12 protein-coding genes are annotated in these 13,355 nt (G+C 66.8%); 4 read left to right on the plus strand and 8 right to left on the minus strand.

All coding sequences use genetic code 11. The features are described from left to right. Positions 1-45: 45 nt before the first annotated feature. The 4 genes from IP65_RS14180 to IP65_RS14195 all read right to left on the minus strand — a co-directional run bounded on the left by IP65_RS14180 (position 46) and on the right by IP65_RS14195 (position 4,542). Positions 46-1,404, minus strand: coding sequence for a PQQ-binding-like beta-propeller repeat protein (locus IP65_RS14180; RefSeq protein WP_022675024.1), 1,359 nt, complete (start codon positions 1,402-1,404; stop codon positions 46-48). 123 nt (positions 1,405-1,527) lie between these two features. Then, positions 1,528-2,280, minus strand: coding sequence for a tetratricopeptide repeat protein (locus tag IP65_RS14185; protein WP_022675023.1), 753 nt, complete (start codon positions 2,278-2,280; stop codon positions 1,528-1,530). Between the two features lie 169 nt (positions 2,281-2,449). Continuing rightward, entirely contained in the window at positions 2,450-3,607 is a 1,158-nt protein-coding gene (locus IP65_RS14190; RefSeq protein WP_022675022.1) for a glycosyltransferase family 4 protein, read from the minus strand. A 26-nt stretch (positions 3,608-3,633) separates the two neighbouring features. Further along, positions 3,634-4,542, minus strand: a complete 909-nt coding sequence (locus tag IP65_RS14195) for an alpha/beta fold hydrolase (protein WP_028657511.1) — start codon at positions 4,540-4,542, stop codon at positions 3,634-3,636. Between the two features lie 87 nt (positions 4,543-4,629). On the opposite strand from IP65_RS14195, the gene IP65_RS14200 reads away from it, so the two are divergent. Next, the gene (locus IP65_RS14200) at positions 4,630-6,048 is read left to right on the plus strand and encodes a protein adenylyltransferase SelO family protein (RefSeq protein ID WP_022675020.1); all 1,419 of its coding nucleotides are present in this window, start codon (positions 4,630-4,632) and stop codon (positions 6,046-6,048) included. 104 nt (positions 6,049-6,152) lie between these two features. After that, entirely contained in the window at positions 6,153-7,565 is a 1,413-nt protein-coding gene (locus IP65_RS14205; RefSeq protein ID WP_054132146.1) for a succinylglutamate-semialdehyde dehydrogenase, read from the plus strand. Here IP65_RS14205 and IP65_RS14210 read toward each other — a convergent pair. Together IP65_RS14210 and IP65_RS14215 are read right to left on the minus strand one after the other, a co-directional pair. Next, positions 7,562-7,795, minus strand: coding sequence for a hypothetical protein (locus IP65_RS14210; RefSeq protein WP_022675018.1), 234 nt, complete (start codon positions 7,793-7,795; stop codon positions 7,562-7,564). The two genes, IP65_RS14205 and IP65_RS14210, sit on opposite strands and share 4 nt — an antisense overlap. 152 nt (positions 7,796-7,947) lie before the next feature. Beyond that, positions 7,948-8,439 (minus strand): glycine zipper 2TM domain-containing protein, encoded by a 492-nt coding sequence (locus IP65_RS14215; protein WP_028657508.1) that lies wholly within the window; start codon positions 8,437-8,439, stop codon positions 7,948-7,950. Positions 8,440-8,607: 168 nt separating this feature from the next. Here IP65_RS14215 and rarD point away from each other — a divergent pair, with 168 nt between their 5' ends. Then, the gene (gene rarD, locus IP65_RS14220; protein ID WP_022675016.1) at positions 8,608-9,528 is read left to right on the plus strand and encodes an EamA family transporter RarD; all 921 of its coding nucleotides are present in this window, start codon (positions 8,608-8,610) and stop codon (positions 9,526-9,528) included. Between the two features lie 109 nt (positions 9,529-9,637). On the opposite strand, the gene pyrC is transcribed toward rarD, so the two are convergent. After that, a complete protein-coding gene (pyrC, locus tag IP65_RS14225) occupies positions 9,638-10,678 on the minus strand; it encodes a dihydroorotase (protein ID WP_022675015.1) in 1,041 nt (346 codons plus the stop codon). A gap of 38 nt (positions 10,679-10,716) precedes the next feature. Here pyrC and IP65_RS14230 point away from each other — a divergent pair, with 38 nt between their 5' ends. Continuing rightward, entirely contained in the window at positions 10,717-11,454 is a 738-nt protein-coding gene (locus tag IP65_RS14230) for a folate-binding protein YgfZ (RefSeq protein ID WP_022675014.1), read from the plus strand. A gap of 112 nt (positions 11,455-11,566) precedes the next feature. Here IP65_RS14230 and IP65_RS14235 read toward each other — a convergent pair whose 3' ends face one another. Further along, positions 11,567-13,300 carry an ATP-binding protein gene (locus IP65_RS14235; RefSeq protein ID WP_369801294.1) on the minus strand — a complete coding sequence of 578 codons (1,734 nt, stop codon included), beginning with the start codon at positions 13,298-13,300 and terminating at the stop codon, positions 11,567-11,569. Between the last annotated feature and the right edge of the window lie 55 nt (positions 13,301-13,355).

A 13,355-nucleotide genomic window follows, 5' to 3' on the forward strand; every position in this document is an offset into this window, starting at 1 on the left:
ACCCGCCCGCTTATACGCGCAGAAGTGGAAATTCGGTGAAGAAGGTTAACGCCAGGCGGTGATTTCGCCGCTGTCATCCAGCACGATCAGGGTCTTGTCAGCCACGATCGGCGGCAGGGTAACGGGCGCTGCCACCTTGGTCACGCGGGCCAGCGTGCCATCACCCACGGTGATGGTGGAAATCTCGCCACGCGAATTGGCCACCCACAGCTTGTTGCCTGCCAAGACCGGCCCGGTCCAGAAGATCGGGCTCTCCTTCTTCTTGGGCTTGAGATAGCGGGGCAGCTGGCTCATCCAGCGGACCTTGCCGGTGGACTTGGCGATGCACAGCAGCTTGTCTTCGTCGGTCAGGGTAAAGATCCACTCCCCAGCCACTGCCGGGGTGGAAATGCCCGCGAGGTTGAGTTCCCAGATACGCTGGCCGGTGACCAGTTCATAGGCGGCCATGCGGCCGCCCTGGCCCAGGGCATAGACCCGGCCACGTTCGATGATCGGATCAGCATCGATATCGGTCAGCGTCGAAACGCTCGTGGCGATCGAGGTACGCGCCAGCGCATCGGACCACAGCTGCCGCCCGTTTTCATAGCGATAGGCCACGAGTTCGCCCGAGCTGTAGCCGGCGATCACCGTGCCTTGGCCAGCGGCGGGAGCCGCCACGCCGAACACGCCGCTTTGCGTGACCGAGGCGGACTGATTCCACAGATTGGTGCCATCAGCGGTGTTGAGCGCAAAGATCTGGTTGTCCTGCGTCATCACATAGACCGCGCCGAACGCCACGGTGGGCGCGCCGCGCAGCGGGCCAGCCGGCTTTACCCGCCACTTGATCTTGCCATCGGCCGCATCGAGCGCGGCCACTTCGCCAAGGCCGGTGGTGATGTAGACGTTGCCCGAATCAAAGCTGACGCCGCCGCCAAAGATCGAATCGTTCTTTTCGGGCAGACGGAAGCCCTGCTTCCACTTTTCGTGGCCGTTGTTTTCATCGAGCGCGCGCACCACGCCTTCGGTGTCCATCACGAAGACAGTGCCATTGCCCACCACCGGCGATGCGGCCAGGCGCTGCTTGGGCGAAGACCCGGAAATGCGCGTGGACCACAGCTTTTGCGGGGCATCGGCAAGCGCGAGATGGCCCGAAGACTTGCTGGCAGTGCCGCCGCCCTGGGCCCATTCGGTGTTGACCACGGGCGCGGGCACGACCACGTCCATGCTGGCCAGCGTGGGATCGACCTTGGTGCCGGCCTCGATCCGCGACAGCACGGGAATGCGTTCGCCCACGGTGGGCGTGGCCTTGACCTTGCCCTTGTGCCCGGCGCAACCGCCCAGAACCAGCGCCAGGCCGAGCACCGCCGCGGGGGCCAGCGCCGCAATCCGGCGGCGATCGGTGCCGGCGCCTGGCTGGCGGGCCATGTGGCCCTGGCTGGGAATGCGGATCATGCCTGTCTTCCTTGTCCTGTCATGCCCCGGCGGCCCGATGCGGGGCGGCGGCGCGCAATGCATGCAAACCCGATCGATCGGGAAACCGTGGCAGCCTTACTGGGCCTGCCCGATAACTGCCGAAACATCGTCAACCGCGTCGACACCCAGGCTGCCGGCAACCTGGCGCGCGCGGCGCTTGATCGTGTCGGGCACGTCCTTATCCTTGGCGATGGCGGCAAACAGCGGCCCGGCCAGATCGTTGTGCCCCTGCTTGAGATAGGCCAGGCCAACCAGTTCGCCGGCGCTGCCAAACCACGGGTTGCCCGGCACGGCCAGCGGCTTGAGGCGGTCGATCACCTGCTGCGGAGGCAGCTTGTCAAACGTGATGGCCACTTCACGCACCGTGGCGGCATCGCGATAGGCCTGCGGCGCATTGCTGTCGGCGGCAACGGCGGCAAAGCCCTTGGCGGCCTGATCGGCCTTGCCATCGTCCTGCGCCTTGCCAGCCAGCAGCAGCTGCGCGGCGGCGCGGTTGCCCGGGGTGCCGTCCTTGGCCAGCGGATCGAGCAGGGCTTGCGCGGCCTTGTCGTTCTTGGCTTCGAAATTGTCGAGTGCCTGGGTCAGTTGTTCACCCTGCTGGCCGCGCAGCGTATCCTGGTGATTGCTGTACCACAGCCAGCCACCCAGCCCGGCCAGGCCCAGCACCACGGCCGCGCCAACCGGCTTGCCCCACTTGCGCAGCGCATAAAGCGCCTCGTCCTGGCGCAGGGCATCGTCCACTTCGCGGGCGAAGACATTGCCTTCGGCGGCGCGCGCAACGGCACGCGGATCGGACGGGTTTTGCGGACGGTTCGGTCTAAGGGCCAAGGCTAAGCTTTCGGCGATTGAGAGCAAGGGATGGGCAAGAATTGCACGGAATGGGCGCGGTGTTTAGCGGATGGAGCCACCTTTTCAACGCCTATGATGCTGGCTGTCCCCCGCTGAACCGATGGTTAAGCGGCCAACCGCCTGCAACATCGCGACAACGAACGATGCTTCACGGGAATTGGGTCAGTCCCAGCGCATCGGCATAGACGCGGGCATAGTGGCCGGCCATCACGCTTTCATCATACTCGCGCGTGGCCAGAACGCGGTTGGCCGCCCCGGCGCGGCGGCGCGCCAGCTCGTCGGTTGCCAGGTCCAGCATGACCTGGGCCAGCGCTGCTTCATCACCGACCGGCGCGATGAACCGCGCGTTGTCAGCGGCAACGATCTCGGCCACGTCGCCCACGGCCGGGCTCGCCACGGCCAGGCCTGCGGCCATCGCCTCTACCACCGACAGCGGAAACTGCTCGCTATCGCTCGACAGCGCAAAGAAATCGAACAGCCCCACTGCCAGCGCCGGATCGGGAACATGGCCGGGCAGATGCACGCGGTGGCCGATGTTGAGATCCATCGCCTGGGTCAGGATCGCCTCGCGCTCGGGCCCTTCACCCAGGATCACCAGGTGCCATTCTTCGGGCAGCGCACGAAAGGCGCGCACCAGGCGAGGCAGGTTCTTGACTGGGCGCAGGCCGGCCAGCGTGCCCACCCACTTTTCCCCCGGCCGCTTGATCACACGCGGCAGCGCGTCGGGGCGCGCCTTGCGGGCATAGGCGGCGGTGTCGATGCCATTGGCAATGCGGTGGACCTTGCCGGCCGGCTGGTGCCAGGCATCGCGGGCCACGGCCTCAAGCCGACGCGAGGGCACCACCAGTGCGCTGGCCCGGGCCAGGGCCACGCGCCGGAACCAGTTGCGCCGGGGATTGAGCCGCTCTGCCTCGTCGGCATTGAAGCCGTCTTCATGGTGGACCAGCGGCGCCAGGCCATAGAGCGGGGCGAACAGCGCGTGCGCCATCACCGCATCCATCGCCCCCCAGTTGTAGGTGCAGATGAGGTCAAACCCCTGCATCCCGCGCGCCAGGGTCTGCAGGCGACGCACGCCGAGCTTGCCCGCCAGCGGGGGAAAACCCAGCGGAAAATGCACCGAAAGCCCGCGCGCCAAGAGGCTGCGCGCGCCCAGCGCGCCAGGCTGCGCCGAGACGACCGAATGATCGAGCGCGTTGCCGAACCGGTTCATCAGCGCCACGCTGCGGCGTTCCTTGCCCCCGGCATCGAACGTGGAATGCAGGTGCAGCACATGCAGGCGGCGGGCCGGGCCGGCTTGGCGATCCATGGTCAAGGTTCCTGCGCCAGATGCCGTCAGTCCAGCCGGGCCAGCAGGGCATCGATCGCCGCGCGTGCCTCGGGTTCGTCCAGCGTCGGGGCATGGCCCACGCGCGGCAGGGTCACCAGCGTGCAATCGGGATGGCGCTGCGCCATCGCGGCGGCGGTATCAGCCGAGAGAATGTCCGAGGTGGCGCCATGGACCACCAACAGCGGCACCGGCGTGAGCGCGGCAAATAGCGGCCACAGATCGGCCTCGGGCGGCGGCGCGGTGCCTTCTGCCCTGGCCTTGGCCGCAGCATCGTCGCGCGCCTGCTCTGCCGCCTCGATCGGGGCGGCGATCTTCATGTCATAGTCAAAGGCGATGCGCCCGCCCGTGCCCAGCGCCATCAGCCGCTTGGCCAGGCGCAGCCAGTCTTCGATGCTGAAATCGGGATAGATATCGCCCATCGTCTCGCGCAGGCCGCGTGCGGCGTGCATCCAGGTCAGATAGCTGCGCCCCTGGCCGACATAGTCGGTAATGCGCGCCAGGCCGGCCGGATCGATCACCGGGCCGATATCGTTGAGCACGGCGCCCGCCACCAGGCCGGGCTGGCCGGCCGCCAGCGCCATGGTGAGAATGCCGCCGAGCGAGGTGCCGATGGCGATGAAGCGGGTGATCTTTTCGGCGGCGAGCAGGCCCGCCAGATCCTGGGCATAGACCGGCGGCTGATAGGTCATCGGATCGCGGGCATAGTCGCTTTCCCCCCGCCCGCGCAGATCGGGGCACAGCACGCGCCGGCCGCTGGCAGCGATATGCGGGGCCAGATCCTCGAAATCGCGGCCATTGCGCGTCAGGCCGGGCAGGCAGATCACCGGAAGACGCGCCGCATCGCCGGGATAGGCGCGATAGGCCAGGCGCAAACCATCGGTGCTGGCCCAACTGCGAATCTCGAATGTGGCGATGGGCAAACGCGTTTTCCCGTGTCTTGTATCACTGTTAAGCCACAAGGCGCCTTGCCTGTGGCGTGCAAGCACCCCACTAATGGAAGAATGGAGCCTGTCCCGCAAGCCGTGTCGGATCGCCCGCTGCCGGGTCAAGCCATTCCCTATCGCCCCGATCCGCAATTGGCGGCGCTGGCGCCCTGGCTGGGCGATAGCGTGGCGGCGGCCGATTTTCCGCAGACCGTGCTGCGCTGGCGCAATGATCGTGCCGCCGCGCAGGTGGGGCTTGATGGCCTTAGCGGTGACGAGTGGCTCGCCCACTTCGGCCGCTTCGTGCCGCTGCCCGGCAATCTGCCCGGGCCAATGGCGCTGCGCTATCACGGGCACCAGTTCGGAGTGTACAATCCTGACCTGGGCGATGGGCGCGGCTTTACCTTTGCCCAGTTGCGCGATGGCGCGGGCCGCCTGCTCGACCTGGGCACCAAGGGTTCCGGGCAAACGCCGTGGAGCCGGCGGGGCGACGGGCGCCTGACACTCAAAGGCGCGGTGCGCGAAATCCTGGCGACCGAGCTGCTCGAAGCGCTGGGCGTCAACACCAGCCGCACCTTTTCGGTGATCGAGACCGGCGAGAACCTGTGGCGCGGCGATGAGCCCTCGCCCACCCGCTCGGCGGTGCTGGTGCGGCTCAGCCATGGGCACATCCGCATCGGCACGTTCCAGCGCCTGCTCGCGCTCGACAAGCCGGCCGAGATGCACGAATTGATCGCCTATTGCCTGGCGCAGTTTCCCGGCGCGCCCGATGCGGCGCCCGCCGGGTCCAGCCCGGCGGCCACGCTGCTGCACCAGGTGGTGGCGCGCATGGCCAATATGGCCGCCAGCTATATGGTCGCGGGCTTTGTTCACGGCGTGCTCAACACCGACAACATGAACGTGACGGGCGAAAGCTTTGACTATGGCCCGTGGCGCTGGCTGCCCCGCTGGGATGCGGGCTTTGTCGCGGCCTATTTCGATGAGGCCGGCCGCTATGCCTTTGGCCGCCAGCCCGAGGTGATCGGCTGGAACTGCGGCCAGTTGGCCGTAGCGCTGCGCCTGGTGGAAGAAGCGCCGCCGCTGATCGCCGCGCTCGAACGCTTTGGCCCGCTCTACCAGGCCGCCATGGCGCGCCGCTGGTGCTGGCGCCTGGGCGTGGTATCGCAAGGACTGGAACGCGATAGCGCTCTGATCGCGGCCTGCGAGGCGGGGATGCGCGCCAGCGGGACCGGCCCCGATGCATTCTTTCACGCCCATCGCGGCGGGCGCGGCGCCGATGCCGTGCCCGCGCTCGCTGGCTATGAACCTTGTGGCGGCGACCATCCACTGTGGCAGGAAGAGGCCCCGCCCAGCCTGCTGATCGACGAAGTGGAAAGCATCTGGGCGCCGATCGCCGAACACGATGACTGGAACGCGCTCGATGCCAAGATCGCGGCGATCCGTCGCCTGGGCGAGGCACTCGGCCAGCCGCCGGTGCCGGCCGGCCACGATCATTAAGCAATGCGACAGGCTGCTGGGCCGATCGCTGACCCATTCGTAACGCTTTTGGTTTATCCCCCCCTGTGACAGCAAGCCTCACCCAAAGGATCGACGCCCACCCCGTGGCAGCCGGAGAGATCATTTCCACAGAGCCGGCCACCGGCGCTGAACTCTGGCGCGGCGCCGTGGGCGATGTCGATGCCGCGGTGGCGCGTGCGCGGCGCGCGTGGCCGGCCTGGGCAGCGCAGCCGCTGTCCACCCGCATCGAACTGATGCGCCGCTTTGCCAACGAAGTGCGCAAGGATGCCGAAAGCCTTGCCACCCTGATCGCCCGCGAAACCGGAAAGCCGCTGTGGGAAGCCAAGGGCGAGGTCGACACCGTGCTGGCCAAGGTGGAAATCGCCGTGCGCAGCTATGCCGAACGCACGGCGCAACGCCGGCTCGACAGCGCGCTGCAGGGCACGGCCGCGCTGCGCCACAAGCCACACGGCGTGATGGCGGTGATCGGCCCGTTCAACCTGCCGGCGCAGGCGCCGGTGGGCCATATCATTCCCGCGCTGATCGCGGGCAATGCCGTGGTGTTCAAGCCATCGGAAAAGGCACCGGCCACGGGCCAGGCCCTGATCCAGTGCCTGCATCGCGCCGGGGTGCCGGCCGCCCTGGCGCAGATGCTGGTGGGCGCGGCGGAGGAAGGCAAGGCGCTGGCCATCCACGAAGGCGTCGATGGCGTGCTGTTCACCGGATCGAGCCACACTGGCCTTACGCTCAACCGCCGCCTGGCGGCGCAGCCGGGCAAGATCGTGGCGCTGGACCTGGGCGGCAACAACCCGATCGTGGTGTGGGACACGCCCAAGATCGCCGATGCCGCCGCGCTGGTGGTGCAATCGGCGTTTACCACCGCCGGGCAGCGTGCCACCGCCGCGCGCCGGCTGATCGTCAAGGCCGATCTCTATGATGCCGTGGTTGGCGAGGTAAAGGCTCTGGCCGATCGCCTGATCGTGGGCGCGCCGCTGGACGATCCCGCGCCGTTCATGGGCCCGGTGATCGACAATGCCGCCGCCGATGGCCTGACCGAAAGCTTTGTCTATCTGCTGTCGCACGGCGGGCGGCCGATCCGCCATCTCACCCGGCCGCGCGGCGATCTGCCGTTCCTGGCCCCAGCGATGATCGACGTGACAGCGATGACCCAGCGCCCCGATGTGGAACTGTTCGGCCCGATCCTGCAGGTGATCAAGGTGGATGATTTCGACCAGGCCCTGGCCGAGGCGAACGCCACGCGCTTTGGCCTGTGTGCCGCGCTAATCGGCGGCACGCCGCAGGATTACAACCGGTTCTGGGCCAATGTGCGGGCCGGCGCAGTCAACTGGAACCGACCGACCAACGGCGTCTCACCCGCAGCGCCCTTGGGCGGGGTGGGCCTTTCCGGTAACCAGCGGCCCGGCGCGTTCTATGCGGCGGATTTCTGCGCCTATCCCGTGGCCTCGGCCGAAATGGAACAGCCGCGCGCCTCGATCGGTATCGGGCTGTCTGGCTAGGGCGAATCGGGGGGCGGCGTGGCGGGATCGACCGGGCCGCCCGGCACCACCGCCGCGTTGCGCATGTTCTGCTGCGACAGATCGGGATCAACCAACAATTGCCCCTCAAGCGCAGCGCTCATTGCGGGATCGTGATCAGCCTTGCGCTTGGGCGCGTCATCCTGCGCGCAGGCCGTCACGGCCAGGCTGGCAAGCAGCGCAAAAAGGCATGAGGCAAAAGGCTTGGCCATGGCCATTCCTGAACCGGCCGTGGTTAGCGGTGCGTTAACGGCACGGCAAACCAGACGCAAAAGGGGGCCTGCACGCCACCACGCATGCAGGCCCCGGTCCCGCCCGATCCCCGACTGGTCCCTCCGGTCGGGCAGGATCTAGGCTGTTCGCTTTAGCGGCAGCGGGCGTTGCTCTGGTCGATCGACTTGCCCAGCAGCGCGCCACCGGCCGCACCCAGCAGGGCGCCAAGCGTACGATCACCGTTGCCGGCAATTCCCCGGCCGATCAGCGCACCGGCCACGCCACCCACCAGAAGGCCGGTGGTGCCGTCGTTGCGGCGGCAGTAATAGCGGCCGTCGTTGCCGCGCCAGCTTTGGCCGCGATAGGCAACGTCGCCATAATAGCCACGGTCGTTGCCGCGATAATCCTGGCGGTCATAGCCGCGATAGTCGTTGCCGCCACGGCCATAGCCACCGCGCCAATCGTCACGATCACGCCAGCCGCCACGGTTGTGGTTCCAACCCTGGTCCCAGCCATCGTGCGCCACCGGGGCAACCAGCGTGGGCTGGGGGGCAACTTCAATCGCCGCCGAAGCCGGGGCGATGCCGGAAGCCAGAGCGGCCGTTGCGGCCAGGCCCAGCATAGTCTTGCGAAGTGCGATCATGTTCGGTCTCCTGATCCGTCGTGTTGGTTCATGTTTACAGCCTTCAAGCTGAACGACATGCAACGCGACTGTCAGAATTGGTCAGAAACGAAAAAAGTTCGGACCGGCCCGCACGCCGCGCGGAAAAGGGCCTTGGCGCAAGGCGATGTGCCTGCCACAGGCCCGGCCATGAGCGAGAGGATAGACAGCGCAACGGCGAGCAACCTGAACAACCCCGGCACGTCCAAGGCCGCGAGCGGCCTGGGCGCGGCCGTGCTGGCCTATGTGATCTGGGGATTCTTCCCGATCTATTTCCATCCGCTGCTCGGCGTTCCGGCGATCGAGCTGGTGAGCTGGCGCGTGGTATTCACGCTGCCGGTGTGCCTTGCCGTGGTCTGGCTCAGCGGCCAGGGCCCCGCCCTGCGCGCTGCACTCACCACCCCGGCGGTGCTTGGCCGGCTGGTGCTGAGCGCGGCAGCGATCGGCTGCAACTGGCTGATGTATCTGGTGGCGATCGAAACGCACCAGGTGCTGGCGGCGAGCCTGGGCTATTACATCAACCCGCTGCTCAACGTGCTGATCGGCGTCGTTTTCCTCAACGAGCGCTTGAACCGCCTGCAATGGGCGGCCGTGGCGCTGGCTGCCGGTGGCATTGCCGTGCTGATGGCCGGCGCATTGTCGATGCTGGGCGTGGCCATGGCGATGGCCGGCAGCTTTGCCCTCTATGGCCTGGTGCGCAAGTTCGTCGTGGTGCCTTCAGTCATCGGCCTGACCGTCGAAACCGCGGTGCTGTTCGTGCCGGCGCTGCTCGCCGTGCTCCACGCCGCATCCGGCCCGGCCGGCTCGGCCCTGTCGCAAGGCGGCGTGGTGCCCTGGTTGCTGGCCGGATCGGGCGTGGTCACGGCCGTGCCGCTGCTGCTGTTTGCCGTGGCGGCGCGCAAGCTTGATCTGTCGACGCTGGGCTTTGCCCAGTTCATCGCGCCGACCATCCTCTTCGTGCTGGGCGCATTGCTCTATGGCGAGCCGCTCGATCCGGCGCGGGTGACGTGTTTCATGCTGATCTGGGCGGCAATCGCCTTGTTCAGCTATGACCTGCTGCGCCGGCGGTGAACCTTCCGCCGCAGGGGGATGGAGGCTTTTATGCCTTCAGGGCCGTATCAGGCCCCAACACCCCTCCACCAGCCTGCGGCTGGTCCCCCTCCCCGTGCCGGGGAGGAACTTAGACCAGGCGCCAGGCCAGGGTTTCACCTGCGTGGAACGGCACCAGCACTGTGCCGCCCGCCGCGATTTCGGCCGGCACGGCAACGCCGGTCTTTTCCAGGGTCACCGTGCCCTCGTTGAGCGGCAGGCCATAGAAGCGCGGGCCATTTTCGCTGGCAAAGGCCTCGAACTTGTCGAGCGCGCCCTCTTCATCGAACACGGCGATGTAGCTTTCCAGCGCATAGGGCGCGTTGAACAGCCCGGCGCAGCCGCAGGCGCTTTCTTTGAGATGCCGCGCATGGGGCGCGGTATCGGTGCCCAGGAACACCCGATCATGGCCCGAGGTGGCCAGCTTGCGCAGCGCCAGGCGGTGCTTTTCGCGCTTGGCCACCGGCAGGCAATAGGCATGCGGGCGCATCCCGCCCACCAGCATCGCGTTGCGGTTGATGTGCAGGTGCTGCGGCGTGATCGTTGCGCCCACGTTCGGCCCGGCGCTTTCCACGAACTGCGCGGCTTCTTGCGTGGTGATGTGTTCGAACACGATTTTCAGCGCCGGGAAATCGGCCACCAGGCGGCCCAGCGTGCGCTCGATGAACACCGCCTCGCGATCGAAGATGTCGACGTGGGAATCGGTCACCTCGCCATGGATCAACAGCGGCATGCCAATCTTCTGCATGCGTTCGAGCACGGGATAGATTGTCGCCACGCTAGTCACGCCATGGGCCGAACCCGTAGTGGCATGCGCGGGATAGAGCTTGGCCGCGGTGAACACGCCGGCGCCATGGCCGCGCTCCACCTCGTCAGGATCGGTATGATCGGTCAGGTAAAGCGTCATCAGCGGGGTGAAATCGCTGCCCGCCGGCAAAGCCGCTAGGATGCGGTCGCGATAGGCGGCAACGCCGGCCACATCGGTCATCGGCGGCGAGAGGTTGGGCATCACGATCGCGCGGGCAAACTGGCGCGCGGTATAGGGCGCCACGCCTTCCAGCATCGCGCCGTCGCGCAGGTGAACGTGCCAGTCATCCGGGCGGCGGATCGTGAGAGTCGTTTGCGTGCTCATGGCTTCCCCTTAAGCCCAAGCGCTCCTATCTGTCACCCATGAGCAATCCCCGCCTGTTCGATCGCGCCCTGATCCGGCTATCCCCCACTGCACCGGGAGAAGACGTGGCCGCATTCCTCCAGGGCCTTGTCACCAACGACGTGCAGGGGCCGCTGCCGGTCTGGGCCGGGCTGCTGACCCCGCAAGGCAAGGCGCTGTTCGATTTCCTGGTCTGGCCCGATGGCAAGGACGCGCTGCTGATCGATTGCGAGGCTGCCGTGGCCGAGGCCTTGGTCAAGCGCCTTTCGCTCTATCGGCTGCGCCGCAAAATCGTGATCGCCATCGCGCCCGAACTGGGCGTCTATTGGCAGGGCCACATGGGCGATGGCGGCGCCGCCGATCCGCGCCTGGCAGCGCTGGGCCAGCGCTGGATCGCCGCAGTGGCTGACGATGACGTGGCGGTCGATGCGCCATGGCGCGAACACCGCCTCAAGCTGGGCGTGCCCGAAGGACAGGCCGAACTGGGCAGCGACCAGACGCTATGGCTGGAAACCAATGCGGCCGAACTCAACGGCGTGAGCTTTACCAAGGGCTGCTATGTCGGCCAGGAAAACACCGCGCGGATGAACTGGCGGCAAAAGGTCAACCGCCGCCTCGCGGTCGTTCCCCTCGCCCAGTCAGACCCGGCCCGCCAGCGCGTGGCCTATCCCGACCTCGGCCTGGCGGTGGATCATCTGCGGACAGAAGCGATTACCCGTGCCCCGCATTGGCTTGAGGATGCGCTGAAAGCGGATTGAGCGTTGGCCCAGCGCCCTTCGACAAGCTCAGGGCGAACGGGGTCCGGTAACAATTTCTCGGGATTCCGTTCGGGCTGAGCCTGTCGAAGCCCCCCGTAGGTAAGCACCCCCCTCAAAACCGGCTTTGCGCGCGCCAGCGGTGGACGGTGCGCGCGACGCTTTCCGTTTCGCCGCCGCTCTTGCCCCATAGCTGGCTGAACGAGGGATCGGCCGATGCCGGGCGCCGCGCTTCGTCCAGGTCATCGAACGCGACGCGGATGGGAATGGCCACGCCCTCGCCACAGATGATGCATTCGCGGTTGCGCAGCGCAGGGATCGAATCGAGGAAGCCGCGCGCGCCTTCGGGCATGGCCGCGCGCACGAACTGCTGGTCGCGATCGTTGTTGAGGCGCATCGAGATGATCGTGCCGCATTGCGACAGCACGCCTTCAGCCAGGTCAGACGGGCGCTGGGTGATCAGGCCGAGCGACACGCCATACTTGCGGCCTTCCTTGGCGATGCGCGACAGGATGCGCCCAACCGACGATCCGTTGGAATTGCGCTCGTTGGGAACGTAGCGGTGCGCTTCTTCGCATACCAACAGGATCGGCCGCGTGGTTTCCTGGCGCGACCAGATGGCATAGTCGAACACCAGGCGGCTGAGCACGGCAACCACGGTAGAGGTGATTTCGGACGGCACGCCCGACACGTCGATGATCGAGATCGGCTTGCCATGGGCTGGAAGGCGGAACAGCCGCCCGACGAATTCGGCCATGGTATCGCTGACCAGCATGCCCGAGAACATGAACTGATAGCGCGGATCGTTGCGGATTTCCTCGATCTTGCTCTTCACCCGCATATAGGGGATCGAGCTGTGCCCCTTGTCGAGCTTGCCCATCTCGTTCTGCAGGATGTTGCACAGGTCAGACAGCAGATAGGGGATCGGCGAATCCTGGGTGATGCGGCCCACCTGTTCGGCCAGGCGGTTCTTCTGCCGCGCCATCAGCAGGCACTTGGCCAGGATATCGGCGTCGATCTGGCGTTCTGCCCCGGTAGCGGTGAGGAACACCTCGCAGTGTTCTTCAAAGTTCATCAGCCAATAGGGCATCTGCAGGTTCGACACGTCGAACAGTTGCCCGGTGTTGCGAAACGCCGAAAGATATTCGCCATGCGGGTCGATCATCACGATATGGCCTTCGGGCGCCATGTCGCAGATGCGGTGCAGGATCAGCGCAGCGGCGGTCGATTTGCCGGTGCCGGTCGATCCCAGCAGCGCGAAATGCTTGCCCAGCAGCGGATCGATATAGAGGCCGGCGCGGATATCCTGGGTGGGAAACACCGTGCCCACGGTCACATGCGCGCGGCCGTCGCTTGCATAGATCTGGCGCAGATCGGCGCTGGTCGCCGGATAGACCAGCGCGCCGGGCACGGGAAACCGGGTAACGCCGCGGCGAAAGCCGAAGATGCGGCCGGTGGCGGGGTCTTCCTCGCCCTCCCCCAGGAAATCGAGCTGGGCCAGCGCGCCACCATCCACCTTGCCATCGCGGCGCTGGTTGCGCACCGAGCCGAGCAGCCAGCCGCGCCCCACGCGCACCTTGATCTGGCTGCCCACCTGGCCCGATAGCGCCACGGTAGGGTCGGCATCGTCCATGCAGTCTTCCAGGCGATGCAGATCGAGCGCGATGCCGCTGCCCGATCCTGCCACATCCACCACCACTCCGATTGGGCTGAGCGCGCAATCGGACGGCGGCAGATCGCGCGGTTCAAGGACAATATCGGGCAAAGCGGCAGCAGCCGGCATCGGCCCGTGCGGGGCAAGGTCTCCAGGCCGGGCAGGGTCTGCCGAAATGAATACCTGCCTGCTCATGTCCGTCATGCCTGTTCTTGCCCCAGCCCGTTGTCGCGCCAAACGCTAGAACTGG

The organism is Novosphingobium sp. AAP1 (assembly GCF_001295765.1).
Lineage (GTDB): Bacteria > Pseudomonadota > Alphaproteobacteria > Sphingomonadales > Sphingomonadaceae > Novosphingobium > Novosphingobium capsulatum.